Raw genomic sequence first — 24,286 nt, forward strand, 5'->3', positions numbered from 1 at the left:
TAAAATAACACTAATGATTGAAAGGGTCGGAGGGGATAAGGTTATGAAAAATGAAAGTAATGATATTTTATATATGCATATGCAGGCTTCCGAACGGTTTGTCCTTTTTAACGGTCTCAATTTTCAGGAGTTTGCCTATTCACTGCCATATACCTTGAATTCCATCTTATTATTGAAACATCAATTCGATGGTGGGGAATATAATTTGAATGTATTGCTTGAAAGCGTATCATCTGAAGATATTTCCAAACTTCTTAAAGAGAATGTTCAGGGATATGGGGATTTTTGTTGGATCGATTTTGAAGAAGTTGACGGATTAGATGAATTAGAAGGAAAGGAAATAGCGGAGCTTTTATATTTAGGGCATACGAAAACTCATTTGGAGCCCCCTTTTTTTCGTAAATTGAATAATCAATTCGTGTATCTTGCCCAGGATGACGGCTGGTTTAATAAAATTTATTTTCGTTCTCTTTCTACATATTATAATATGTTAGGGAGTCTGATTCCATTGAAGCTGGAGCCATTAAAAGTGGAAAGAAATTGGTTGAGGGTCAGAAAGAAAAAGGAATTAACGGCTATTCCTGTAGATATCATTACTGCCTTGGCCCCTATTCTGGCAGAGGGTCTTATTTTTTCATTTAAACATGTTAAGTACTCAAGGACTAAGATTGAGGTTCCAGCATGGGTTGTGGGGGATTATTTAAACATGGATGAGATGTATGATGACTTTTCTGATACCAAAATAAAAGAACCGGATGTCTTTTTCACCTTTCATCGAAAGGAAAAAGTATGGGAGAGTATTATAAAAAGCAACTCATTCTCATAATACCTCGACAGTTGCCTGGGGTTAATAGAAGGAATCTTTTACACCCTTGATATATATGAGGTTTGTGAAACTTACTATCCCATGTATAAAGTAATTAATGGTCTATTTGGAAATTTGCCAATGATGGAAGTTTCACTTTAAACGTTTTAGTGTTAAATGATACAATGAACATGGTTAATAGAATATTGGAGGGTAATAACTCATGAAAACTAAACTTGGTTTGCTTTATGGTGGGAAATCTGCGGAGCATGATGTTTCTATGCAGACGGCTTTAGCGGTCATTAAAGCTCTCGATTTAGCAAAGTTTGATATATATCCGATTTACATAACAAAAGATGGTTCTTGGATAAATGGACCGAAGTTAACAGGACCTGCTGAGAGTGTGGAGGCTTTAACTTTTACAACTGAAGGGTCTATCTCACCTCTTGCTCTACAAGCTCATTCAACGGGTGAAAATAGTGGGTCTACGGGATATGATGTCATTTTCCCTCTACTTCACGGACCGAATGGGGAAGATGGAACCGTACAAGGGATGCTTGAGCTATTGAATCTTCCTTATGTAGGGAATGGAGTTCTAGCATCTTCTGCTGGAATGGATAAGGTTATCATGAAAAATATTTTTGCTCAGGCCGGTCTTCCGCAAGTGAAATACACTTGGTTTATCCGCTCTGAGTGGGAGAAAAATACTGAAAGCTCCATTATTAAGGTGGCAGAAGAGTTAGGATACCCATGTTTCGTTAAACCGGCGAATTTAGGTTCAAGTGTCGGTATCAGCAAATGTAATGATGCAGACGAGTTAGAAAAAGCAGTTGCAGAAGCATTTCAATTTGACCGGAAGATAATCATTGAAGAAGGAGTCATTGCTCGTGAAGTTGAGTTTGGTGTTCTTGGTAATGATGACCCTTCTTGTTCAGTGGCAGGAGAAATCATACCTAAGAAAGACTTTGCCTTCTATGATTATTCAGCAAAATATGTTGATGGTAATTCTGCGATGGTCATTCCAGCGGAGATAAAGGAAAGTGAATATGTAGCTTTATCTGAAATGGCTATAACGGCCTTTAAGTCATTAGACTGTTCTGGACTGGTTCGAGCTGATTTCTTTTTAACGAAGGAAGGAAAAATCTATATTAATGAAGTTAATACAATGCCAGGATTTACTCCATTCAGTATGTTCCCATTATTGTGGAAGCACACAGGCATTGACTATCCAGCGTTAATTGAAACACTTGTGAAGCTTGCCTTGGAACGTCATGAAGAAAAACAGAAAATCAAATATACAGTCTAAACATCAGAGAATTTATTGGTAATTATAATAATCCATCAAAGGTGATTTATGTAATGGATTCAATTCAGCAGGAGTCGGGGTATCATACCGGTTTCTGCTTAGTTTGGTTAATGGAAAAAGAAAGAGCAGTTAACGGTTCGATGAATGTAGGAGGAACGAAATGATAAAGAGAACGTTAAAACAAGTATATGAAATGGTAGGTGGATTGAATGATATTATTCCATTTCAGTCCAAAGGAATTCGTGGAGTAACAATTGATTCAAGAACAGTTAAGGAAGGATGTTTGTTCATTCCGTTAAAGGGTGAGCAGGTTGATGGCCATCAATATGTCAAGCAGGCATTAGCGCAAGGAGCAGCGGCTTCTTTTTGGCAACGTGATATTCCGAATCCTCCCAACGATTTACCGATTATCATTGTCGAAGATACCGAAATAGCACTCCAGCAATTAGCACGCTCTTATCGTCAGCAATTGAATATCAAAGTCATTGGGATAACGGGAAGCAATGGTAAAACAACTACAAAAGATATGACGGCTGCCCTACTGGCTACTACTTATAAAGTTCATAAAACCAATGGTAACTTCAATAATCATCTTGGTCTGCCACTGACTGTGCTTTCTATGGAGGAGGATACGGAAGTGGCTGTTTTGGAAATGGGGATGAGTAGCCGTGGTGAAATCGAGTTTTTATCCAAAATGGCAAGACCTGATGTAGCCATTATTACTAACATCGGTGAATCACACTTATTGGATTTAGGTTCACGTGAAGAAATTGCTAATGCAAAGCTAGAAATTGTTGAAGGATTGGCAGAAAACGGAACACTGATCTACCATGGTGATGAACCTTTGCTGCGTAATCGGATTAAAACCGAATTTCCTGAATTAAGAGTTGTATCTTTTGGACATACAGAACAAAATGATTTATTTCCAAAGACGATTACCCAAGGGACAGACAGCACCTCGTTTACAATCACAAATGATAATCAGGAAATTAACTATGAGATTCCAGTTCTAGGGCGTCATAATGTTCTTAATGCATTGGCAGCTATACTGACTGCGAAAGAATTGCAAGTAGATGTTTCAGCGATTCAAAAAGGTCTGTCAACTATTCGGTTAACTAATATGAGAATGGAAATGGTCGAGGGTGCGAAAGGACAGAAAATCATCAATGATGCGTATAATGCCAGTCCAACTTCTGTTAAGGCTGCGGTCGAGTTGATTGAAGGTTTATCTGGTTTTGAAGATAAAATCCTAGTACTGGGAGATATGTTGGAGCTAGGGGTACAGGAAAAAGACTTTCACTTGAAAATCGGTGAACTAATTTCTGGTGATCGTATTGATAGAATCTTTACGTATGGTCCGCTAGCCAACTATATTGCCAAAGGGGCGAGCAAAACCTTTTCAGCTGAGAAGGTTCGATCTTTTCAAGACAAGCAACAGCTAATTGAAGAGCTTAAGACGTCTACCCAGGCCAATGACATAATTCTTGTTAAAGCATCAAGAGGTATGAAGTTAGAGGAAGTTGTTCAAGCTTTACAAAAGTAAAAATAGAGCAAAAAAGCCGATTTTTTTGAAATCGGCTTTTTTCTATCACATTCAAAAAAGCGTACCAGCAATAATACAGATGTCATCATTTATTTCCGAATGCTTCATCCTTGAAACCAGTAACTTCTGCAGAAGGTCATGTGTATCAAGATGGACGTTATCAATAAACTCCCTCTCAATATTTTTAAACCGGTTAACGGCAGGGTGATTGAGTGATTCAGAAAGTCCATCTGTATAGGTGATGAAACGGCTCCCGGCATCATATTGAAATACCACTTTTTTAATAGGCATATCAGGAATAAGGCCTATAGGTATTGACCCTTCACTTAAATTGTGGAATTCATTGGTGCATGGGGAATACAAAAAGGCTGGAGGGTGTCCGCAGTTCACATATTCGATGAGTCGTGTTTTTGTATTCACGTAACCGATGAATGCTGTAAAGTAGGAGTTATTCACACTTACCTTCTGCATATCTTGAAAAAGCTGCCCCATATGTTTATTCAGTTCCTTTGTAATGAAAATAGGGTCTTTTACACGTTTAATAAGGTCAGGTATTAAAGTGCGGATGGACATGCTTATAAGTGCTGTGTGAATGCCCTTTCCGCAAACATCGATAATTATGAATCCGTACTTTCCGTCGTCAACCTCCATCCAGTAAAATAAATCTCCGGACAGCTCACTAGAAGGCTGGAAAAGGCCATGGATCTCTATATCTTTCTTTTGGATCGACAGTGGTAAACCTGAATATTGAAAGTTCCTTGCTATATGCAGGCTCTTTTTTGATTTCTTGTTTATTTTTTCAAGTTCCTGTTCATTCATTTTTGCTGAGAACAACTGCATGCTGATGTTTTGGAGGGATTTGAATTTTATCTTAATTTCTACTGAATCGGCTGGAACTGCTATGGTTTCATAGAAGGTCTTTTTCGGTAACACCTGAGGATCTTTCATTTTTTTAGATCGTTTGTAAATAAATAAAATAGGAATCTCAAGGGACTCTGCTAAGGCATACATGGAAGTTTGCTGCCAACAATCTTTTGAGATATGTAAAGGTAATATAAATAATGATTGCAATAAGTCCGTTGAGTCATGGAATAGATGCCTTTGATTGAGCGGATCTTCTAAAAAAATGACTTTCCTACCGAAATTCTCTAGCATAAGACTAAAGTCCTTGCACAAAGGAATATCTAATGTGTATATGTTCATGTAACCCCCTAGTATCTTTTTAATAGGTCAATCATACTGCATTTCGACATATTTAATATCTATTTTAAGTGAAAATTAATTATTTTTTTGAATTATCCGACTTTTACTCAATTATAAACACGTTAAACTTTAAAGGATTACGGGTATAAAGTCTTGTTTTGAGAAAAGGGAGAATAGAATAATGGTGAGTGGGTTTCTAATTAAATGGGTATTTTATATTAAAGGGAAAATTTATTGAAAAAGGAGAAAATAATTTAGTGGTTCTGGGAATATATTTTGACTCGTACACCTTTATATTTTGCCCTTTAACTTATGCATAAGCAGTATTGAAAAAGAATGTTGAAACTATATTAACCAAAAAACATTCAATGTGGATATAACGTTCATTTTGAGAATTCAACATACTTTGAGGTGTTATGGGCAAGATTCCAAGTTCCAAAAAATATAAAATACCTCTAATTTGATTTATCTAGTGTAAGTTTGGTCGATTGTAAAGGAAGCAGTTTTCTAGCCTAAATGGAGATACATCTAAGTTCCCCATGTTTGAGGAGAGTTTTAGGCAAATCTAATGGCCAAGTGTGACAGAATTTTTTTGAAACCAAACATTAAACAGTTTCAATGTTGTATGAATACAATATATAAGTTGTTAAACGTAACTCGGCCGCACATTTCCGGTGGGAATTTTCATTTTAGCTTTTCTTGAATTGCTCGAAACTTTTGAGTAACCATAGATGGAGCGATATCCTTTATTGCAATAACAGTTTGAAAATGGTAATATAAAGTATGAGTTTAAATGTCTTATCATTGATGATTAATTAAATTAAATCAGGTTGAGGCAACAAAATTGTTTGTTCTTACATGTTTCATGAGGTTCATTTTTGAGATTATTTTAGATTAAATAGGCCGCGCGTCTGGTCATATATAAAAGCTGCATTTCTTGGCGGCTTTAGTAGCTAATAGGGAATCAAGCCGCATTTAGCGCTTTTCCACTTCTGCAAATCCTCAACGCACCGGGCCTGTTTTGTATAAGAATCTTGGCGCTCGTCAAGTTTTATTCATACAGTCTTTTAAGTCTGTGGAATAATAGGTGCAGCAGCCCTCACCTGAATAAAACGGTGAAACAGCCGTTTATGCTACTTTTAATTTTCCATATTGAATTTAATTTTGGTTACATGTACTTTTAAAAAGATGGGCGTATGTTAAAAATAAGTCTACACGTGCGCGATGCTAAGAATGCCAGTGAAATGTTCGTGCTGGTATATTTCCTTTTTAAAAAATCATATTGAGTTCATTTGAACTAAAAGGCAGACATACTTTTAGGTGATAATGATAAACTTTTTCATAAGAGATAAAGTAGAACATCCGTCATGATGATGAGGATTTGAACTAAACATCTGTGCATGATCTATGAATGCACGTGTAAATTTACGATATAAAAAGGAGTACGAAAACATTGACATTGTTTAGCGAATTAGGATTAGATAGAACGTCTATGAAATCAATAGAAAAAATGGGATTTGAAGAAGCTAGCCCGATTCAATCCCAAACGATACCTCTAGCACTTGAAGGTAAAGACATTATTGGTCAAGCGCAAACAGGAACAGGTAAAACAGCAGCATTCGGTATTCCATTGATGGAGAACATCGATATTAATAACGAAAACGTGCAAGGAATTGTTATTGCACCTACACGTGAGCTTGCCATTCAAGTTTCTGAAGAACTTTTCAAACTTGGTTACGGAAAACGCGCTCGTGTATTAGCGGTTTATGGTGGACAAGATATCGACCGTCAAATCCGTGCTTTAAAGAAAAAACCACATATTATCGTTGGTACACCAGGTCGTCTTTTGGACCATATCAAACGTAAAAATATTAAATTAGGCGGAGTTCACACTGTAGTTCTTGATGAAGCAGATGAAATGCTTAACATGGGATTCATTGAGGATATCGAATCAATCCTTTCAACGGTTCCTGATGAAAGACAAACATTGCTTTTCTCAGCAACAATGCCTGATCCAATCCGTAAAATTGCTGAAAGATTCATGCAGGAACCCGTTCTTGTACGTGTAAAAGCAAAAGAAATGACAGTGGATCGTATCGAACAATATTACTTGGAGTTAAAAGAAAGTGAAAAATTCGATACACTTGCACGACTTTTCGATATTCAAACACCGGATCTTGCTATCGTCTTCGGACGTACTAAACGCCGTGTAGATGAATTGGCATCTGCATTGAATATCCGCGGTTATATGGCTGAAGGCATTCATGGTGACCTTAGCCAGGCGAAACGCCTTTCTGTATTGAAAAAGTTTAAAGACCGCAGCATCGATGTACTTGTTGCTACTGATGTAGCTGCACGTGGACTTGATATTTCCGGCGTTACTCACGTATACAACTTTGATATCCCTCAAGATCCGGAAAGCTACGTTCACCGTATTGGACGTACAGGACGTGCGGGTAAACATGGTATTGCAATTACGTTTGTAACACCAAGAGAAAGAGGACAACTGCATGCGGTTGAACATACAACGAAAAAACGTATGGAGAAACTTAAAACCCCTACATTAACTGAAGCGTTGGAAGGTCAACAAAAAGCAGTAACAGAAAAGATCCTTTCTACAATCGAGAATGATGATTTATCATTATACCTTGGTCAAGCGGAAGAATTATTACAAAAACATAGCGCGGCAGATTTAGTTTCAGCTATGCTTAAATCAATGACAAAAGAACCTGATCAAACGCCAATCAAGTTAACGGAAGAGTCTCCATCTCCAATGCGCCGCAATCGCGGAGGAAGCAGTTCTTCTAATAACAGACAGCGCAATGGCCGCAGTTCTTCAGGCAGAAAAGATTACGGTAGCGGATCAAGTAAACGCCCAAGCACGAACCGTAAATCGAATGGTTACGGAAACCGTAGCACAAGCCAAAAAAGAGAAAAATCAAATAAAATTTAATTGAATTAGAAATGCCGCTCATTTGAGCGGCATTTTTTTGTGTCCTGGCCCCTAACTCATTAGAGGGCTTAAGTTGAATTCAGTTTTGAATAGGCTGGTTAATAACATTGTTTGGAAAGTGTTTAAAACCCATCATCCAAATATAGTATAATGGATGAAAGCGAAGGATGGATGACATAGATTCATTCAAATATAGCCTGTGCAGAAGAGGAGGAGAACCTTATGGAGCCTCAAAACCGTATTTCGAATAAGGCATTGACTGTTTGGAAAATCAGTGGACTTATAGGCTGTTCAATAACATGGATTTTGAGCATCGTTATTTTAGTGTTAACAATCATTTTTGATTGGACATTTTGGGTTTTTGGGGCGATGATTATTATCTCCATAATCCAATCCTATCTAACCATTTTTCTGATTCCTTCGGTAAAATGGAAGAGATGGCGTTACGAAGTAAGAAATACAGAGATTGACATACAAAGTGGTATTTTTGTCATTAAAAGAACGCTCATACCAATGATTAGGGTTCAGCATGTTGAAACGAAGCAAGGGCCTTTATTAAGAAAATATGATTTAGCGTCTGTTGAAATTTCTACAGCAGCGACAATTCATGTCATACCTGCTCTGGATCTTACAGAGGCAGACGAATTGCGGCACTATATTTCTAAAATGGCCAGTGTGGAGGAAGAAGATGTCTGAACCTAAACGGCTTCACCCTATAGCTGTATTGCTCAACATTATTAAATCGATTAAAGAGTTAGTTATTCCTTTTCTATTAGTGGTCGTTCTTCCAGGGAAGAATGATGAAATACCAGGCTGGATTCAACCTCTGGTCATTGGCATTATAGTACTTTTACTGATTGTTAACGCATTTATACAATGGTTACGTTTTACATATCGCATCGAGGACGGCGAATTTAGAATTGAGTCCGGAGTAATCGTAAGGAAGAAACGGTATATAAAGTTCGATCGGATACATAGTATAGATATTTCAGAAGGTATTATTCAGCGAATATTTCGATTGGTGAAGGTGAATATTGAAACTGCAGGTGGCACTCAGGCGGATGCTGTTTTATCAGCCATAAGAAAAAGAGAAGCCGAACAGCTTAACGCTTTAATAATTGAGGGTAAAAACAAAAAAACAAATAACTCTCTTGAAGGGGATTTTTCTGAAGCGGGAATAGAAGGTAATGAAGAAGTAGAAAAAGCAACTTCCGTTTTTAAGCAGACATTGCCACAACTATTCATTATGGCAGCTACTTCGGGAGCGATTGGTGTATTCTTATCTGGAGGAATCGCTTTTATTTCACAGTTTGATGAGATAATCCCTTTTGAGCGAATATTTAAGGATTATGAAGAGTTTATTGGAATGGGAACTATTATTCTTACTGTGCTAGCTATATTGGGCTTATTGGTCGTCTATGTGCTAGCTACCTTAAGTATGGTTATTAGGTATGCTTCTTTTACCGTGGTAAAGACGGATGAGGAAATTGTTATTTCTAGGGGGCTGCTTGAGAAAAGGAGGCTGACTATCCCCATTCATAAAGTACAAGGTATTAGGATCATGGAAAATCTGGTTCGAAAGCCATTGGGGTTGGCGACAGTTTACCTGGAGTATGCAGGTGGCAGTGTGGAAGATAAAGAAAGTTTATCTATCATGCTGTTCCCCTTAATCAAAAGGAAGCATTTACATGGTAAAATCCAAGAAATTTTACCGGTTTATCAAACAGTGACGGAAATGACACCTCTACCTAAGCGTGCTTATTTCCGGTATGTATTACGTAAAGGTATCTATATCATCCCAATTATCGGTGCCATGGGTTGGTTTTTCAGACCATGGGGGTTTCTCTCACTGTTGCTTATTCCGTTTGCGTTCGTTTGGGCTTATCAGCAATACAGAGATGCCGGGTGGAGTATTGAGGGGAATTTGTTGCTTTTATGCCGTCGTTTTCTTTCTAAAGAGACTTTGATTATGCAGAGAAACAGGATTCAATCAATCACATATAAAAAGAGTTGGTTCCAGAAACGTAAAGAACTAGCAACTATTTCTGCTTCGATTAAATCAGGAGTCGGCTCTCGAGTCGGTATGGTAGTGGATGTAGAAGAAAAAGATTGTCAAATAATTAAATCTTGGTTTTTACCAAAAAAAGCAGTCGACTCCCGATGATAAAATAGGAAGAGTCGGCTGTTTGTCCTACCATTTATTTCTCCAATATAAAGGAGCAGTTATAACTCCAGTTCCTAGACCCGCTAAGTGTCCGACAACGTTTATTTGCGGTTGAATAAATGTCATAATAATTGCGATGCCAGTTAGGGTATAAACCGTATTTTTTTCGTTGTTAGAAAAATAACTTTTATTAAACATCACAAGGTAGAGGAAGAAACCGAGTAAGCCAAAAATTGCACCGCTTGCACCAACGTGGCTATAAGTTAGTGGCTTAATTAAGAAGGTTGCAACGTTCGCGAGGATACCGGTTGCTAAAAAAAAGATCGTGAATTTATAGGAGCCCAGAAATTTCTCAAGTGATGGACCAAAGATGGCAAGTGAGATTCCATTAAAAAGTAAATGTGAAAAGGTGGTATGTAAAAATATTGGTGTAATCATGCGCCACCATTGTCCATCAGCGATGTATAAGTTCACACCTGTACCATAATAAAAAAGTACATTGCCGGGAAATATCGGGAAAAGGACGAGAACAAAAACAAGCATCATAATAAGAATGAGCACAGTTACGGCCCGGTAGGAAGTAGTGTATTCACGAAAACTTTCAGTTCTTGTAAACATAATTTCCTCCTTATCATTAAGATTTTAATTACATATAATATCATCATTTTTTGGTAAAAGGGTCTTTCTAATACTATGCAGAATATTAATTAATAGAAGAGGTGTCAAAGTGATTAAAGGAATAGGCGTGGACATTACTGAGTTGGGCAGAATGGAAACATTGATCAAGCGGCAACCCCGTTTTAAGAACCGCATATTAACTGACAGAGAAATTTTGATATACGAAAAATTAAATGGAAGAAGAAAGATTGAGTATTTTGCTGGCCGTTTTGCTGCAAAGGAGGCTTTTTCAAAAGCGTACGGTACTGGGATTGGTAAACACTTGTCTTTTCTGGATATTGAAGTCATCACGGATGATAAAGGTAAACCGTTGATTTCAAAGCCGTTTTCTGAGGGGGTTCACCTCTCAATTAGCCACAGCCGTGAATATGCGGTAGCTCAAGTCGTAATTGAAAGGATGAACTGAGTTTGTCTTATCGGGTCATAAACCTCAAGGTTGTCTCATATACATTTAGTGCTATAGGGAGACAAGGCCCGGTAAAAGGTACATGGCAGAGTAGGTGCTCTCGAAAAGATTTTAGCGGGATCAAAATGATCCTTTTCTAAAATGCTGAGGAATGTAAGACATCAGTCGAGCCAATGTCCGGATCCTGCCTTTTCCTCTCCCTTTTACGTTCAAATGACAAAAAGGGGTTGAAAAGATGAAGAAGATGTTAATGCTTTTTGCAGGGATCATGCTCTTGCTTGCTCTTTCTGCTTGCGGCCAAAAATCACAAGGTGATGTAGTGAGTGAACTGAATGACAAGCTTGGAGAAATGAAGGGGTATAAAGCTAATGCGAAAATGACACTGAAGATGGGGACGGAGCCTCAAGTATATAATGTGGAAATCTGGCATAAAGACCCTTCTTTTTATCGCGTAAACTTAAAAAATGAAGAGAAGGATCAAAGTCAGATGATCTTGAAAAATGATGATGGTGTGTATGTATTGACACCTGCTTTGAATAAAAGCTTTAAATTTCAAAGTGAGTGGCCGGAGAACAGTAGCCAGGCCTATTTGTTTGAGTCGTTAGTGAAAGACATTACGGAAGATAAGAGTGCGACTTATAAAGAAACAGATAAACACTATGTTTTTGAGACAAAAACACGCTATCAAAACAATAAAATGCTACCTTTTCAAGAGATTACTATAAACAAAAAGGACCTATCTCCAGTGAGTGTTAAAGTCATGGACCCTGATAAGACTGCATTAGTCCTTGTGGAATTTTCTAAAGTGAAATTCGATACGAATTTTGATAAAGATGCATTTGATATGAAAAAGAACATGACAAGTGCACAACTTGAAGCCCCTGTCATGGCAGAAGTCCAAGATGAAGGGTTTGCGGTTAAATATCCTGAAGCTATTAATGGGATGAACTTAACGGAAGAAAAAGAAATTGCAACCGAAAAGGGAGACCGTATCATTTTGACATATGAGGGCACAAAAAGTTTTACATTGGTTCAGGAGAAAGCTGAGGTAGTACAGACGTCAGTTTCCACTAATGTGAATGGAGAACCGGTTGATTTAGGATACACAGTTGGAGCAATGACGGGAAATACGATTGCATGGACTTTTGAAGGTGTAGATTACATGCTTGCATCAAAGGACTTAACCCAGGAAGAGATGATAGAAGTCGCCCGTTCAGTTGGGGGGGACCCTGTTAAATAGTAGTTCATAGCCGAGCTGATGTTTCCCGCCGCCTTTTAAGGTTCTCCTCTGAAGGATAGGCGGGAAAGCGGCTTGTTATACTGTTAAATTATTTGATTGGAGCGGCTTGTTATTTTTGTGAAAATAGCGTCATGGTAAAAAAGCACTTTAACTTTCTATCCCTTGGTTATAGAATGGTCTATAATAAAAGGCAAACTTCGATACTGAGAAGAAATCTTATTGCGAGTGTAAGAAAGAAGGAACATGGTTTGGAAACAAAAATATTTCACCGAGATACATGGGCAGAAGTAAATTTAGATAACATTTATGGAAATATCATTTCTATGAAAAAAAGGCTGCCATCCGGCATTAGTCTTTTTGCTGTTGTAAAAGCAAATGCGTATGGACACGGAGATTTTGAAGTGGCTCAAACGGCGCTTGAAGCAGGGGCGGATTTTTTAAGTGTTGCATTTGTAGATGAGGCTCTGGCTTTACGGAAAAAGGGAATTTCAGCACCGATTCTAGTACTTGGGGCCTCAAGGCCTGAAAGTGCAGGACTTGCCGCTGAACAGGGTATTTCGTTGACGGTTTTTGATGTAACCTGGTTGGAAAGAGCAAAGGAAAATCTTAAACCAGGTCAAATTCTACAAGTTCATGTGAAAGTGGATAGTGGTATGGGGAGAATTGGGATTCGTGATAAAGACCAGCTCACGAAGGTGGAGAGCTTGCTTAATCAAGAAGCGTGTTTCAACTTTCAAGGGATATTTACTCATTTCGCCACAGCAGATGAACTAAAGACCGACTATTATGAAAAACAACTTGAGGTATTTAAAGGAATGCTTTCAACCTTGATTAGACGACCTGAATATATTCATGCCGCTAATAGCGCAGCATCTTTAAGGTTTACTGATCCTGAATGGAATGCAGTAAGGATGGGGATTTCCATGTATGGTCTAAGTCCCTCAATGGAAATGCTCACAATTTTACCGTTTCCGCTAAAACAAGCCATATCATTGAAAACGAAGATGGTCGCAGTAAAGCAACTAGTTAAGGGTGAAAGTGTGAGCTACGGAGCGACTTATACTGCTCAAGGAAATGAATGGATTGCCACATTGCCAATAGGGTATGCTGATGGCTGGATACGAAAGCTTCAAGGACAGGAAGTTATTGTAGAGGGGCGAAGAGTGCCAATAGTCGGCAGGATTTGTATGGATCAATGCATGATTAAACTACCTGAATCTTTCCCAGTAGGAACAGAGGTTACGCTTATTGGAGATAGTGGAAATGAATCGGTTTCTGTTGATGAGATAGCAGCAAAGCTAGAAACAATTAATTATGAAGTAACTTGTATGATAGGTGCGAGGGTCCCTCGCACATATATAAAAGACAATCTTTTAAATCATGTACGTAACTTTATTTTAGAATAATTAGATTGTAAAAAAATCCTAAGATTGTGAATAAGATTTCCTTTATTATGCTGATAATAGGATTGAGAATAGAATATACTCTTTGCAGATAGGCATTTTAATGGTAATATTGAAAAGGATATATAATAAAGGTGTGTAGTGATGGTGGAGGTGTATGTTTGTGTCTGAATCCAGCGCAACAAGAGAGATATTAATTCGATTACCTCAAAATTTTTTAACAGAGTTAGATGGGTATGCGAGTGAAGAAAATGTTAATCGCAGTGAATTTATTTATCGTGCCACAAAAATGTATCTTCGCGAACGTAAAAAGAAAGAGTTTCGTGAATCGATGAAACGCGGTTATATTGAAATGGCGGCCATTAATTTAACGATTGCTTCTGAAGCCTTTCAGGCTGAATTCGAGGCTGGGCATTGCGTTGAACGATTAGTTAGCGGAGGCTGAGCCATTGATTGTTGTTAAGCGTGGTGACGTATACTTCGCAGACCTTTCCCCGGTAGTCGGTTCAGAACAGGGTGGAACACGTCCGGTACTCATTCTACAAAACGATATTGGTAATCGCTTTAGTCCGACTGTGATTGTGGCAGCCATTACAGCTCAAATTCAAAAAGCGAAGTTGCCTACACATGTTGAGATTAATGCTAAAAAGTACGGATTCGAACGAGATTCCGTTATTTTATTAGAACAGATCCGGACAATTGATAAGCAGCGTTTAACTGATAAAATTACGCATCTTGACGAACCTATGATGCAAAAAGTCAATGAAGCTTTGCAAATTAGCTTAGGACTCATTGAGTTTTAGAGAAAATTTTTCCCGCTATTACGGGCGTTATTATAATACAAATTATTCTTTCTAATATTTTAGATGACACGATTCCTACATTAGTGGGAATCGTGTTTTTTTTGAATTATAGCATTTGTCGGTTCAGTGTATTATTCTCCTGTAATCTTTTTCTTTCTAATAGGATTTGTATAAGAAGAATTAATGCAGTAAAGGTAGTCCCTCTCATTTTATTCTTTAATAATGGATGGAACGGATAAATTATGTATGTACTACCCCTTTCAGCAGGAAATAAAAAAAATTAACGAATAAATGATGAATAATAGAATGTTTATATAAATTTTTCCTCTTCTAATTTTTCTTTGAATAATGTTTTCAAATTCGATTTTCGGGTAAAAAGGTATGTTGTAAATAATAAAATAGAACAAACAAAGATATTGGGGAAGAACGGTAAAAACCCTTGGTGGTGTTACATTACAGTTCGATAACATCCTTGTGACGAGGACGGGAAAACATAGGAATTGTGTTAGAATGGGAGGATATTATGAATCAATTGGTTTACGATTTTATTAAGCAAAATCAAGATTACATCCTAACTGAGTGGATGGATATCATGAAGGAAAGTACGGACGAAAGATTAATTAAAGTTGTCTCTGATCAGATGTTTACACAAACGAGTAGTGAATTTATAGATATGATTATCACGCATGTTGATAGTAAAAACAGGGAATTTACCTTGAAGCTTTCTGATTTTGCTGAGAAAGTCGTCCAATTGGGATGGCCGCTTACCTTTGTGAATGAAGGACTTCATAAATTCACGTTAATTGTCATTAATGGAATGGTTGAAAAAGGCATTGTAACTCCTGGAAATCAAGTGGACCTTGTTAACCATTTGGATAAGTGGTCCACTCCAATAAATAATGAAATAGTCAATATATATACCCAAACTTGGGAAAGAACTGTCTCGTTGCAAAAAATAGCCTTGCAAGAAATCTCGGCGCCACTTATTCCTGTATTGGAAGGTATTACGGTTATGCCGCTAATTGGTACAATTGATACAGAGCGGGCGAAACAGATAATGGAAAATCTGTTGACTGGCGTTGTTAAGCATAGGTCTGAAGTCGTTCTTATTGATATAACAGGAGTTCCGGTTGTGGATACAATGGTTGCCCATCATATTATTCAGGCAGCAGAAGCAGTCCGATTAGTGGGGGCGAAATGCATACTTTGCGGCATTCGCCCTGAAATCGCCCAAACTATTGTGAACCTTGGAATTAATTTAAATGAAGTGATTACAAAGAATACATTGGAAAAAGGAATTGAAGTTGCTTTGGAATTAACGAGCCGTATGATCGTAAAGGTGGAGGGATAAGTATGAGGATTCCGATATTAAAGCTTTATGACTGCTTGTTAGTCTCTATACAGTGGGAATTGGATGATATGACAGCCCTTCAATTTCAAGAGGATTTACTTCATAAGATACACGAAACAAGCGCGAATGGAGTTGTCATTGATATTACATCAATTGATTTTATAGATTCTTTTATCGCAAAGGTATTAGGCGATGTTTTTAGTATGTCAAAGCTTATGGGAGCCAAGGTTGTAATTACAGGAATCCAGCCCGCTGTTGCAATAACATTAATTGAACTGGGAATAAGTCTCGATGATGTTCTGACAGCATTAGATTTAGAGAAAGGCCTGGAGAAATTACAACAGGAACTGGGGGATTAAAGAATGGAGTTCCAATCCTGCGTGAAAATCATAAATGAATGGGACATTGTAGCTGCAAGGCAGCTCGGAAGAAATGTCGCTAAAGAGTTGGGATTCGGTACGATAGACCAGGCTAGAATCACAACGGCTATAAGCGAATTGGCCCGAAATATATATCTATATGCTGGACAAGGCAGTGTAAGCATAGAAAAGCTAAATATAAATGGAAAGTCAGGATTGAAAATAATTGCAGAAGACCAGGGGCCGGGAATAGAGGATATTCGCAAGGTCATGGAAGATGGATACACCACTTCAGGGGGACTGGGTGCAGGCCTTCCTGGAGCCAAACGTTTAATGGATGATTTCGATATTGAATCGATACCAGGTGAAGGGACTAAGATTGTCGCAACCAAATGGCTCCGTTAGGGGGGACTATGGATATTAGAGAAAATATGGAGAAAAAGTATTATGAGGCGCTTTCTACCTATCTTAAAGACCAAAATGAGCAGGCGCTTTATCAAGGTCAAAAAATCAGCCGCCTAAATATTAAATACAATATATCTCCAGAAGAAATTATCAGTATGCATAAAAATAACTTAATCGAGTTATACCCGGATTTACCGGAGAAAGTAATGGATTCTTTCGATTTTCTGCTTGAAGTCATGATGGGCTACGGTATTGCATATCGTGAACATCAGAGCCTTAGACATCAACAGCAGGAACTAAAAACGGAGATAGAGATTGCAGCAAATGTCCAACATACGCTTTTAGAAACGAAGATACCGGATATCAAAGGCCTGGAAATTGGGGTGATTAGTGTTCCTGCTAGGCAAATGAATGGAGATTATTATCACTTTGTTCAGGATGAATATGAGCGCATCGGAGTAGGAATTGCGGATGTAATAGGGAAAGGGATCCCTGCGGCCTTGTGCATGTCAATGATTAAATATGCGATGGATAGTCTTCCTGAACATAGGCATGAACCGAATAGTGTGCTAGAGAGTTTAAATCGTGTTGTAGAGCACAATGTTGATCCAAGTATGTTTATTACGATGTTCTATGGATTATATGACCCTCATGACAAGCAATTTTCCTATGCTTCAGCTGGCCATGAGCCAGGATTTTACTATGACGCCGCTACAGGGACTTTTAGTGATTTAGATGCAAAAGGTTTACTGCTGGGTGTAGATAAAAAAACAAGGTATCGACAATATGAAAAAACAGTTAATCCGGGAGATATGATCATTTTGTTGTCGGATGGAGTAACAGAGTGCCGAACAAATGATGGTTTTATAGAACGGGAAACACTCATTGATTTTATCCAAAAGAATATGCATTTACATGCACAGGAAATAGTAAATAATATATATAAACAATTGGAGAGAATGCAGAACTTTCAACTAAGGGATGATTTTACATTAATAATTTTAAAATCAAATGTTTAGTATATTTTCTTCGGGGTATAGATATAAAAATGAAGAGGATATAAAGAGGTGGGTCAAGGATGAATATAACGGTAGATGTTAATGAACTAAATACGGAATTTATTGTGAAACTAAAAGGTGAAATTGACGCCTATACTGCACCGAAACTAAGAGAATCACTATTTCCAATTTCAGAGCAGGACAATGTTTCGATTATTATTGATTTAACTGAAGTTTCCTATATGGACAGTACCGGATTGGGGGTATTCGTTGGTGCGTTTAAAAGTGTAAGAGCACATAATGGCGAATTTACCTTGATTGGCTTATCAGAAAGGTTACGACGATTATTTGATATTACTGGTCTTGCAGATATTATTGATATTAAAAGTGGTACAGAGGGTGGGTTAGAATGAGTCAAGTATATGATTACATTGAAATGAAAATACCTGCAAAACCGGAATTCATCGGTGTCATCCGTTTAACACTTTCTGGGATAGGTAGTCGGATGGGATTTGCGTATGATGAAATTGAGGATTTGAAAATCGCTACCAGTGAAGCTTGTACAAATGCGGTACAGCATGCATATAAAGATCTTGAAAAAGGCGAAGTGAAAGTAAGTTTTGGGCTTTATCCTGACCGCCTAGAGGTCATGGTTTCTGATAGTGGAAAGAGCTGTAATTTCGAAGAGGTTCGTCAAGGACTCGGTCCATATGAGCATGGGCAAAAAGTTGAACTCTTGAGAGAAGGAGGCTTGGGTCTTTACCTCATTGAAACTTTGATGGATGATGTGAAAATTCATCAGCATGACGGGGTTACAGTTTTTATGACTAAGTTTTTAGAAGGAGAGCAGGTGGAGATGGATGCAAAAACAGTCTCAACCTAATCAGGCACAAAAAGAACAAGTTAATGAATGGATTAGAGCCTATCAGCAGAATCAAGATGATGAAGCGCAAAGCAATCTAGTAATTCATTATAAAAGTTTGGTTGAAACAATCTCTCGTAAATATGCAAAGGGGAGATCATTTCAAGAAGATATCGCTCAGGTCGGTATGATTGGTTTATTAGGTGCCATTCGACGATATGATGAATCTTTTGGTAAAAGCTTTGAGGCTTTTGCGGTTCCTACTATTATCGGGGAAATCAAAAGGTTTTTGCGTGACAAAACATGGAGTGTCCATGTACCAAGAAGAATAAAAGAACTTGGTCCGAAAATCAGAGTGACAGTCGAGGAATTGACGACGACTCTGCATCGTTCACCAAGAATAGATGAAATAGCTGATAGTATAGGAGTAACAGAAGAAGAAGTCTTAGAAGCAATGGAAATGGGGAAAAGCTATCAGGCTTTATCTGTTGATCATTCTATTGAGGCAGATTCTGATGGTGGTACGGTTACATTGCTAGATATAATTGGGAATTTAGATGAAGGTTTTGAAAAAGTCAATCAGCGCCTAGTACTTGAAAAGGTACTGCATGTACTAAGTGATCGTGAAAAGCTGATTATTCAACACACTTATTTAGAAAATTTAAGTCAAAAAGAAGCTGGGGATAAACTTGGTATTTCACAAATGCATGTATCGAGACTCCAGCGCCGCGCAATCAAGAAACTTCAAGAAGCTATTAATGCAGAAAACTCGGAGTTAATTTAGTGATTAAAAACATACTACGAGAAGAGAAAATAGAAGTCCTTGTCTCTCAATCCTCTAAAAACGGAATGATTTATTGTGGTGATGATTACTTTTTTCTTCATACGAAGGAATACTTTGTTTGTATATTAGCGGATGGCCTAGGTAGCGGAAAAGCTGCTTATGAATCCTCCCATGCCGTAATAGAGGAAGTAAAACGTAACCATGAGTTAGATGTTGAGTTGCTAATGGAGGTCTGTAATCGAGTTTTAATCGATAAGCGGGGAGCGGCCGTTTCTATTTTGAAAATCTATTATGAAAAGAATGAGTTCGTATACAGTTCGGTAGGGAACATTCGCTTTTTCCTGTACAATCCAGACGACGATAAGCTGGTTTACCCCCTACCTGTAACCGGGTATTTATCCGGTAGGAAGCAAAAGTATAGAACGCAGAGATTCAAATATGAACCAAATGCCAAATTCATTCTTCATTCAGATGGGTTGGAACTTAAGGGAGCTAAATCGTACTTGAAGAGGTTCGTCCCTATCGATAAAAACGCTCGTTGTATTTTAGAAAGCAGCCCAGTAACTGCGGATGATACTACCTTCATTTTAGGAAGCTTACTTTCGTCGTAATTCGGAAGTGAGCTTTTTTGTATTGGATTCGCAACTTCATCTCTCATTTGCTAGACTATACATATCGGGATAAAAAGGTTGGAGGTAATAAATTTGATAGTAGTAGAAGATTCATTAAAAGAATTAATTAAACAAATATCTAATGAGTTAACTTTGAAAAATCATCAAGTGCAAAATGTCATACAGATGCTTCAAGATGGTAATACCGTTCCTTTTATTGCTCGTTATCGAAAAGAAATGACGGGTTCACTAGATGAAGTGCAGATTCGTTCTATTATGGAAAGATGGAACTATCTAGAAAACCTTGGGCAGAGAAAAGTGGAAGTTACACGCTCGATTAGTGAACAGGGTAAATTGACAGAAGAATTAAAGTTGCAAATTGAAAAGGCGACAAAGCTGCAGGAAGTGGAAGATTTATACCGACCTTTTAAGCAAAAAAGGAGAACCAAAGCAACTGTGGCTAAAGAGAAAGGCCTTGAACCACTTGCGATTTGGCTTCTTGAATGTCAAGTTCATGCTTCAGTTAGTGGGAAAGCTGCCGAGTTCATATCAGAAGAAAAAGAAGTTCCTTCTATTGAAGAGGCAATTGCGGGTGCGCAGGATATTATTGCTGAACTTATTTCTGATGATGCTGAATTGAGGAAGTGGATAAGGGCTGAGATTTTTAAAGCGGGAAAATTGTTCTCCATTGTGAAAAATGAAGAAAAGGACGAAAAAAAAATCTTCGAAATGTACTATGAATATGAAGAGCCTGTCCAAAAAATCGTCCCACATCGTGTCTTAGCACTTAATAGAGGTGAAAAGGAAGAGGTTCTACGAATATCTATTCAGCCTCGGACAGAAATCATTATTAGTTATTTGGAACGGAAAATCATTAAAAATAATCAATCCGAAGCGGCAGGGTTGATTAAGGAAGCGATTGAAGACGGACTTAAGCGTCTAATCATGCCTTCTGTAGAAAGGGAAATAAGAAAAGAGCTAACGGAAAAAGCAGAAGATCAAGCTATCCATATTTTCTCGGAAAATCTTCGCAATCTTCTCTTACAGCCTCCTCTTAAAGGGAAAGTGGTCCTTGCTCTAGATCCAGCCTATCGGACAGGTTGTAAGTTGGCTGTTATTGATGAAACAGGCAAAGTACTGGATATTAGTGTAATCTACCCACATCCTCCTGCTGCGAAGTTTGAATCTGCTCGTGAAAAAACAATTGAAATTCTTCAGCGATTCGCAGTGGAGATTGTGGCAATAGGTAACGGAACGGCATCTCGTGAATCGGAGCAATTTATTGCAGATATTTTAAAAGAAGTGAAAGGGAACATTTCTTATATAATTGTTAATGAAGCAGGTGCCAGTGTGTATTCAGCATCTGATATTGCTCGTGAAGAGTTTCCGGATCTTCAAGTTGAACAGAGAAGTGCAGTGTCAATAGGGAGAAGACTGCAAGATCCACTTGCGGAACTTGTTAAAATCGATCCTCAATCCGTAGGAGTAGGTCAGTATCAGCACGATGTTTCTCAGAAAAAGTTATCAGAATCCCTTACTTTTGTTGTTGAAACGGCTGTTAACCAAGTTGGGGTGAACGTCAATACAGCTTCGTCATCTCTATTACAATATGTAGCTGGGTTATCAAAATCTGTTGCTCAAAATATAGTGAAGAAAAGGGAAGAAGAAGGGAAGTTTTCAAGCAGGAAGGAATTAAAGAAAATTCCTCGGCTTGGTGCTAAAACGTACGAACAGTGCATAGGTTTTTTGCGTATTATTAATGGCAATGAACCTTTGGATCAAACCGCGATCCATCCGGAGAACTACGGGGCCGTGAATAAACTGTTAAAGAAAATGGGATTCACGTCTGAAGACTTAGGCAGTGATGTTTTGAATAAAGAGTTAGTCAAATTAAACCCACCAGATTTAGTGAATGAATTGGAAATTGGAGAAATCACGATTAAGGACATTATTGATGATTTAATGAAGCCGGGAAGAGACCCTAGAGATGAACTATCAAAACCTCTGCTTAAGCAAGATGTGCTAAAAATGGAGGATTTAAAAACCGGAATGGAATTACAAGGTACAGTAAGGAATGTTGTAGACTTCGGTGCGTTTGTGGACATCGGTGTCAAACAGGACGGGCTGGTGCATATTTCTAAGCTAAGCAACCGATTTGTAAAGCACCCATTAGATGTAGTTGCTGTAGGGGATGTTGTAACAGTTTGGGTCGAGAAGGTGGACTCTCAAAAGCAAAGGGTATCTTTAACGATGCTGCAGCCTAAAGATCAAGATTAGGTAATATAAACTCCTTCTATATAGAAGGGGTTTTTTATTACGGTAAGACAAGTAATGCTTCTTTATCTATTAGTGATTGGTTTAAATGGAGGTTATAATCGAAGACTTTCTTTTTTTTGGTAAAAAAACCAGCATTGATTCAACATCTTCACCTGATAATAATCCTTTTCATAAAAGGCTTTACGAATTTGATTTTGGAACCAATTAGGCATAGCGCTTACCTCCAGTAGTTTTCTATTGTTTTATTAGTCTATGTTATAATGGGTTGTCATGTTACCAAGGAAAGGGAGGGGGAAGATGGATAATCAGCAATTGCAAAAATTAGTTGAAGATATTTCGAGGAAAGACTTTCAAAAGGACTTTAGACATCTAGCCTGTTTTAATCCACGCCTTCGAACGACGGGAGGAAGGTACTTGCTGCGTTCACATAATATAGAAATTAACAAGAAGTATTTTGATGAACGTGGAGTTGAAGAATTGATAGGAATCATAAAGCATGAATTGTGCCATTATCACCTCCACCTTGAGAAGAAAGGATATCAGCATCGTGATTCTGACTTTAAGCGTTTACTCGAAAAAGTTGGAGCCCCAAGATTTTGCGCGCCACTACCGTCAAACCAGTTAAAAAGAAAAATGAATACTATTCAATATAGATGTGAAAACTGTCAGGAGTTATATTTAAGAAAGAAGCGTATTGATACCACTCGGTTTGTCTGTGGTAAGTGTCGTGGAACCCTGATTTACCAAGGGTTTAAGGAAAAAGAAACAAATAAATAAAAAAAAACAAAAGAACCCTTGACTTTATGTTGGAACCTCCTTATAATCATAAGAGTCGACAAGATAACAACTTGTTCTTCACGACAACCACTAAGGTCCTTGAGCGTAAATAAGGAACCCAATTTTCATTATTCCGCAGTAGCTCAGTGGTAGAGCATTCGGCTGTTAACCGAACGGTCGTAGGTTCGAGTCCTACCTGCGGAGCCATTTTTTTGGGGAAGTACTCAAGAGGCTGAAGAGGCGCCCCTGCTAAGGGTGTAGGTCGCGTAAGCGGCGCGAGGGTTCAAATCCCTCCTTCTCCGCCAGCTATACATTCATTTTATCACGGCCCATTGGTCAAGCGGTTAAGACACCGCCCTTTCACGGCGGTAACACGGGTTCGAATCCCGTATGGGTCACTATCTTTTACATTATTAAATTACTGGTCCCGTGGTGTAGCGGTTAACATGCCTGCCTGTCACGCAGGAGATCGCGGGTTCGATTCCCGTCGGGACCGCCATTTATTTATTTTAAAAAACACTTGCTAGAATTAAGTTATTGTGATATAATATTAACCTGGCTGTTAATTAGTAATTGATTATTGGGCTATAGCCAAGCGGTAAGGCAACGGATTTTGATTCCGTCATGCGAAGGTTCGATCCCTTCTAGCCCAGCCATTTTATTTAGAGCCATTAGCTCAGTTGGTAGAGCATCTGACTTTTAATCAGAGGGTCGAAGGTTCGAATCCTTCATGGCTCACCATTTTATTTCGCGGGTGTGGCGGAATTGGCAGACGCACCAGACTTAGGATCTGGCGCCGCAAGGCGTGGGGGTTCAAGTCCCTTCACCCGCACTGATAATTTTCTTCTTGACAACAAGTTGAAAAGGTGTTAAACTTACAAAGTCGCTTTCGCGGTCGTGGCGGAATGGCAGACGCGCTAGGTTGAGGGCCTAGTGGGGGAAACCCCGTGGAGGTTCAAATCCTCTCGGCCGCACCAATAACATCATAGAAATTAGCGCCCGTAGCTCAATTGGATAGAGCATCTGACTACGAATCAGAAGGTTGTAGGTTCGACTCCCGCCGGGCGCACCATATTTACGGGAAGTAGCTCAGCTTGGTAGAGCACTTGGTTTGGGACCAAGGGGTCGCAGGTTCGAATCCTGTCTTCCCGACCATTATTTCTCTGGAATACTTTAAAAATTAAAATGCGGGTGTAGTTTAGTGGTAAAACCTCAGCCTTCCAAGCTGATGATGAGAGTTCGATTCTCTTCACCCGCTCCATTATTGCTCTTTGAAAACTGAACAAAACAAAGCGCCAACGTTAATTTTTAAGTGAGCACACACTATTAAAAAAGCAAAATGAGCAAGTCAAACATTT

24 protein-coding genes and 11 tRNA genes are annotated in these 24,286 nt (G+C 38.4%); 32 read left to right on the top strand and 3 right to left on the bottom strand.

Annotated elements, in window-relative coordinates:
• The first annotated feature begins 43 nt into the window (after window positions 1–43).
• The 3 genes from ACQKMR_RS24645 (at window position 44) to ACQKMR_RS24655 (ending at window position 3,654) form a co-directional block, all read left to right on the top strand.
• On the top strand, window positions 44–826 hold the full coding sequence (locus tag ACQKMR_RS24645; RefSeq protein WP_427699655.1) for a hypothetical protein: 783 nt from the start codon (window positions 44–46) through the stop codon (window positions 824–826).
• 202 nt (window positions 827–1,028) lie between these two features.
• Window positions 1,029–2,111, top strand: coding sequence for a D-alanine--D-alanine ligase (locus ACQKMR_RS24650; RefSeq protein WP_427699656.1), 1,083 nt, complete (start codon window positions 1,029–1,031; stop codon window positions 2,109–2,111).
• Window positions 2,112–2,271: 160 nt separating this feature from the next.
• Window positions 2,272–3,654 carry a UDP-N-acetylmuramoyl-tripeptide--D-alanyl-D-alanine ligase gene (locus ACQKMR_RS24655; protein ID WP_427699657.1) on the top strand — a complete coding sequence of 461 codons (1,383 nt, stop codon included), beginning with the start codon at window positions 2,272–2,274 and terminating at the stop codon, window positions 3,652–3,654.
• A gap of 51 nt (window positions 3,655–3,705) precedes the next feature.
• On the opposite strand, the gene ACQKMR_RS24660 is transcribed toward ACQKMR_RS24655, so the two are convergent.
• A complete protein-coding gene (locus ACQKMR_RS24660; RefSeq protein ID WP_427699658.1) occupies window positions 3,706–4,857 on the bottom strand; it encodes a PP2C family protein-serine/threonine phosphatase in 1,152 nt (383 codons plus the stop codon).
• Between the two features lie 1,453 nt (window positions 4,858–6,310).
• On the opposite strand from ACQKMR_RS24660, the gene ACQKMR_RS24665 reads away from it, so the two are divergent.
• From ACQKMR_RS24665 to ACQKMR_RS24675, 3 genes are all read left to right on the top strand, one after another.
• Complete coding sequence (locus ACQKMR_RS24665) at window positions 6,311–7,810, top strand: DEAD/DEAH box helicase (protein ID WP_427699659.1); 1,500 nt, start codon at window positions 6,311–6,313, stop codon at window positions 7,808–7,810.
• A 222-nt stretch (window positions 7,811–8,032) separates the two neighbouring features.
• Window positions 8,033–8,506 (top strand): PH domain-containing protein, encoded by a 474-nt coding sequence (locus ACQKMR_RS24670; protein ID WP_427699660.1) that lies wholly within the window; start codon window positions 8,033–8,035, stop codon window positions 8,504–8,506.
• Window positions 8,499–9,974: a PH domain-containing protein gene (locus tag ACQKMR_RS24675; RefSeq protein ID WP_427699661.1), complete on the top strand. Its 1,476-nt coding sequence runs from the start codon at window positions 8,499–8,501 to the stop codon at window positions 9,972–9,974. Before ACQKMR_RS24670 ends, ACQKMR_RS24675 begins: the two co-directional genes overlap by 8 nt.
• 27 nt (window positions 9,975–10,001) lie before the next feature.
• Here the strand turns inward: ACQKMR_RS24675 and ACQKMR_RS24680 are convergent, their stop codons facing one another.
• Window positions 10,002–10,592 carry a rhomboid family intramembrane serine protease gene (locus ACQKMR_RS24680; protein WP_427699662.1) on the bottom strand — a complete coding sequence of 197 codons (591 nt, stop codon included), beginning with the start codon at window positions 10,590–10,592 and terminating at the stop codon, window positions 10,002–10,004.
• A 109-nt stretch (window positions 10,593–10,701) separates the two neighbouring features.
• Here ACQKMR_RS24680 and acpS point away from each other — a divergent pair, with 109 nt between their 5' ends.
• The 14 genes from acpS to ACQKMR_RS24750 all read left to right on the top strand — a co-directional run bounded on the left by acpS (window position 10,702) and on the right by ACQKMR_RS24750 (window position 22,151).
• Window positions 10,702–11,058 carry a holo-ACP synthase gene (gene acpS, locus ACQKMR_RS24685; protein ID WP_427699663.1) on the top strand — a complete coding sequence of 119 codons (357 nt, stop codon included), beginning with the start codon at window positions 10,702–10,704 and terminating at the stop codon, window positions 11,056–11,058.
• Between the two features lie 235 nt (window positions 11,059–11,293).
• Window positions 11,294–12,298 (top strand): LolA family protein, encoded by a 1,005-nt coding sequence (locus ACQKMR_RS24690; protein ID WP_427699664.1) that lies wholly within the window; start codon window positions 11,294–11,296, stop codon window positions 12,296–12,298.
• 248 nt (window positions 12,299–12,546) lie between these two features.
• The gene (gene alr / locus ACQKMR_RS24695) at window positions 12,547–13,704 is read left to right on the top strand and encodes an alanine racemase (RefSeq protein WP_427699665.1); all 1,158 of its coding nucleotides are present in this window, start codon (window positions 12,547–12,549) and stop codon (window positions 13,702–13,704) included.
• Window positions 13,705–13,864: 160 nt separating this feature from the next.
• Complete coding sequence (locus ACQKMR_RS24700) at window positions 13,865–14,146, top strand: CopG family ribbon-helix-helix protein (RefSeq protein ID WP_034306380.1); 282 nt, start codon at window positions 13,865–13,867, stop codon at window positions 14,144–14,146.
• Window positions 14,147–14,153: 7 nt separating this feature from the next.
• Window positions 14,154–14,504, top strand: coding sequence for a type II toxin-antitoxin system PemK/MazF family toxin (locus ACQKMR_RS24705; protein ID WP_034306610.1), 351 nt, complete (start codon window positions 14,154–14,156; stop codon window positions 14,502–14,504).
• A gap of 523 nt (window positions 14,505–15,027) precedes the next feature.
• Window positions 15,028–15,855, top strand: coding sequence for an RsbT co-antagonist protein RsbRA (locus tag ACQKMR_RS24710; RefSeq protein WP_427699666.1), 828 nt, complete (start codon window positions 15,028–15,030; stop codon window positions 15,853–15,855).
• Between the two features lie 2 nt (window positions 15,856–15,857).
• Window positions 15,858–16,214 carry an STAS domain-containing protein gene (locus ACQKMR_RS24715; RefSeq protein WP_034306376.1) on the top strand — a complete coding sequence of 119 codons (357 nt, stop codon included), beginning with the start codon at window positions 15,858–15,860 and terminating at the stop codon, window positions 16,212–16,214.
• Window positions 16,215–16,217: 3 nt separating this feature from the next.
• The gene (locus ACQKMR_RS24720) at window positions 16,218–16,619 is read left to right on the top strand and encodes an anti-sigma regulatory factor (protein WP_427699667.1); all 402 of its coding nucleotides are present in this window, start codon (window positions 16,218–16,220) and stop codon (window positions 16,617–16,619) included.
• Between the two features lie 8 nt (window positions 16,620–16,627).
• Entirely contained in the window at window positions 16,628–17,638 is a 1,011-nt protein-coding gene (locus tag ACQKMR_RS24725) for a PP2C family protein-serine/threonine phosphatase (protein WP_427699668.1), read from the top strand.
• A gap of 59 nt (window positions 17,639–17,697) precedes the next feature.
• Window positions 17,698–18,030 carry an anti-sigma factor antagonist gene (locus tag ACQKMR_RS24730; RefSeq protein WP_056526370.1) on the top strand — a complete coding sequence of 111 codons (333 nt, stop codon included), beginning with the start codon at window positions 17,698–17,700 and terminating at the stop codon, window positions 18,028–18,030.
• Window positions 18,027–18,500, top strand: coding sequence for an anti-sigma B factor RsbW (gene rsbW, locus ACQKMR_RS24735; protein WP_053348277.1), 474 nt, complete (start codon window positions 18,027–18,029; stop codon window positions 18,498–18,500). The genes ACQKMR_RS24730 and rsbW overlap by 4 nt, the downstream gene beginning before the upstream one ends.
• Window positions 18,478–19,263 carry an RNA polymerase sigma factor SigB gene (sigB, locus tag ACQKMR_RS24740; protein WP_427699669.1) on the top strand — a complete coding sequence of 262 codons (786 nt, stop codon included), beginning with the start codon at window positions 18,478–18,480 and terminating at the stop codon, window positions 19,261–19,263. Before rsbW ends, sigB begins: the two co-directional genes overlap by 23 nt.
• A 65-nt stretch (window positions 19,264–19,328) precedes the next feature.
• Window positions 19,329–19,874, top strand: a complete 546-nt coding sequence (locus tag ACQKMR_RS24745) for a PP2C family serine/threonine-protein phosphatase (protein WP_427699672.1) — start codon at window positions 19,329–19,331, stop codon at window positions 19,872–19,874.
• Window positions 19,875–19,967: 93 nt separating this feature from the next.
• A complete protein-coding gene (locus ACQKMR_RS24750; RefSeq protein ID WP_427699670.1) occupies window positions 19,968–22,151 on the top strand; it encodes a Tex family protein in 2,184 nt (727 codons plus the stop codon).
• A gap of 92 nt (window positions 22,152–22,243) precedes the next feature.
• Here ACQKMR_RS24750 and cmpA read toward each other — a convergent pair whose 3' ends face one another.
• Entirely contained in the window at window positions 22,244–22,363 is a 120-nt protein-coding gene (gene cmpA / locus ACQKMR_RS24755) for a cortex morphogenetic protein CmpA (protein ID WP_089364909.1), read from the bottom strand.
• A gap of 85 nt (window positions 22,364–22,448) precedes the next feature.
• Between cmpA and ACQKMR_RS24760 the strand changes: the two genes are divergently transcribed.
• From ACQKMR_RS24760 to ACQKMR_RS24815, 12 genes are all read left to right on the top strand, one after another.
• Complete coding sequence (locus tag ACQKMR_RS24760; RefSeq protein ID WP_427699671.1) at window positions 22,449–22,928, top strand: SprT family protein; 480 nt, start codon at window positions 22,449–22,451, stop codon at window positions 22,926–22,928.
• 132 nt (window positions 22,929–23,060) lie between these two features.
• Window positions 23,061–23,135: transfer RNA gene (locus ACQKMR_RS24765), tRNA-Asn, on the top strand.
• A gap of 7 nt (window positions 23,136–23,142) precedes the next feature.
• Window positions 23,143–23,233: transfer RNA gene (locus tag ACQKMR_RS24770), tRNA-Ser, on the top strand.
• Between the two features lie 21 nt (window positions 23,234–23,254).
• A tRNA-Glu gene (locus ACQKMR_RS24775) sits at window positions 23,255–23,326 on the top strand.
• A gap of 25 nt (window positions 23,327–23,351) precedes the next feature.
• Window positions 23,352–23,427, top strand: a tRNA-Asp gene (locus ACQKMR_RS24780).
• An 82-nt stretch (window positions 23,428–23,509) separates the two neighbouring features.
• Window positions 23,510–23,584 (top strand) — tRNA-Gln (locus ACQKMR_RS24785).
• Between the two features lie 9 nt (window positions 23,585–23,593).
• A tRNA-Lys gene (locus ACQKMR_RS24790) sits at window positions 23,594–23,669 on the top strand.
• A gap of 9 nt (window positions 23,670–23,678) precedes the next feature.
• Window positions 23,679–23,760: transfer RNA gene (locus tag ACQKMR_RS24795), tRNA-Leu, on the top strand.
• Between the two features lie 59 nt (window positions 23,761–23,819).
• A tRNA-Leu gene (locus ACQKMR_RS24800) sits at window positions 23,820–23,905 on the top strand.
• 18 nt (window positions 23,906–23,923) lie between these two features.
• Window positions 23,924–24,000 (top strand) — tRNA-Arg (locus ACQKMR_RS24805).
• Between the two features lie 6 nt (window positions 24,001–24,006).
• Window positions 24,007–24,083 (top strand) — tRNA-Pro (locus tag ACQKMR_RS24810).
• 32 nt (window positions 24,084–24,115) lie between these two features.
• Window positions 24,116–24,189, top strand: a tRNA-Gly gene (locus tag ACQKMR_RS24815).
• Window positions 24,190–24,286: the final 97 nt, after the last annotated feature.

This window comes from Peribacillus sp. NPDC096540, from assembly GCF_050278525.1.
GTDB lineage: Bacteria > Bacillota > Bacilli > Bacillales > DSM-1321 > Peribacillus.

What these genes read in the sequence shown, in the direction of transcription:
- cmpA (WP_089364909.1), bottom strand. Translation starts at nt 22,363, where the DNA reads ATGCCTAATTGGTTCCAAAATCAAATTCGTAAAGCCTTTTATGAAAAG.
- ACQKMR_RS24660 (WP_427699658.1), bottom strand. Translation starts at nt 4,857, where the DNA reads ATGAACATATACACATTAGATATTCCTTTGTGCAAGGACTTTAGTCTT.
- ACQKMR_RS24710 (WP_427699666.1), top strand. Translation starts at nt 15,028, where the DNA reads ATGAATCAATTGGTTTACGATTTTATTAAGCAAAATCAAGATTACATC.
- ACQKMR_RS24725 (WP_427699668.1), top strand. Translation starts at nt 16,628, where the DNA reads ATGGATATTAGAGAAAATATGGAGAAAAAGTATTATGAGGCGCTTTCT.
- ACQKMR_RS24680 (WP_427699662.1), bottom strand. Translation starts at nt 10,592, where the DNA reads ATGTTTACAAGAACTGAAAGTTTTCGTGAATACACTACTTCCTACCGG.
- ACQKMR_RS24715 (WP_034306376.1), top strand. Translation starts at nt 15,858, where the DNA reads ATGAGGATTCCGATATTAAAGCTTTATGACTGCTTGTTAGTCTCTATA.
- ACQKMR_RS24675 (WP_427699661.1), top strand. Translation starts at nt 8,499, where the DNA reads ATGTCTGAACCTAAACGGCTTCACCCTATAGCTGTATTGCTCAACATT.
- ACQKMR_RS24655 (WP_427699657.1), top strand. Translation starts at nt 2,272, where the DNA reads ATGATAAAGAGAACGTTAAAACAAGTATATGAAATGGTAGGTGGATTG.
- ACQKMR_RS24760 (WP_427699671.1), top strand. Translation starts at nt 22,449, where the DNA reads ATGGATAATCAGCAATTGCAAAAATTAGTTGAAGATATTTCGAGGAAA.
- rsbW (WP_053348277.1), top strand. Translation starts at nt 18,027, where the DNA reads ATGAGTCAAGTATATGATTACATTGAAATGAAAATACCTGCAAAACCG.
- ACQKMR_RS24650 (WP_427699656.1), top strand. Translation starts at nt 1,029, where the DNA reads ATGAAAACTAAACTTGGTTTGCTTTATGGTGGGAAATCTGCGGAGCAT.
- ACQKMR_RS24670 (WP_427699660.1), top strand. Translation starts at nt 8,033, where the DNA reads ATGGAGCCTCAAAACCGTATTTCGAATAAGGCATTGACTGTTTGGAAA.
- sigB (WP_427699669.1), top strand. Translation starts at nt 18,478, where the DNA reads ATGCAAAAACAGTCTCAACCTAATCAGGCACAAAAAGAACAAGTTAAT.
- ACQKMR_RS24745 (WP_427699672.1), top strand. Translation starts at nt 19,329, where the DNA reads ATGATTTATTGTGGTGATGATTACTTTTTTCTTCATACGAAGGAATAC.
- ACQKMR_RS24690 (WP_427699664.1), top strand. Translation starts at nt 11,294, where the DNA reads ATGAAGAAGATGTTAATGCTTTTTGCAGGGATCATGCTCTTGCTTGCT.
- ACQKMR_RS24645 (WP_427699655.1), top strand. Translation starts at nt 44, where the DNA reads ATGAAAAATGAAAGTAATGATATTTTATATATGCATATGCAGGCTTCC.
- ACQKMR_RS24720 (WP_427699667.1), top strand. Translation starts at nt 16,218, where the DNA reads ATGGAGTTCCAATCCTGCGTGAAAATCATAAATGAATGGGACATTGTA.
- ACQKMR_RS24730 (WP_056526370.1), top strand. Translation starts at nt 17,698, where the DNA reads ATGAATATAACGGTAGATGTTAATGAACTAAATACGGAATTTATTGTG.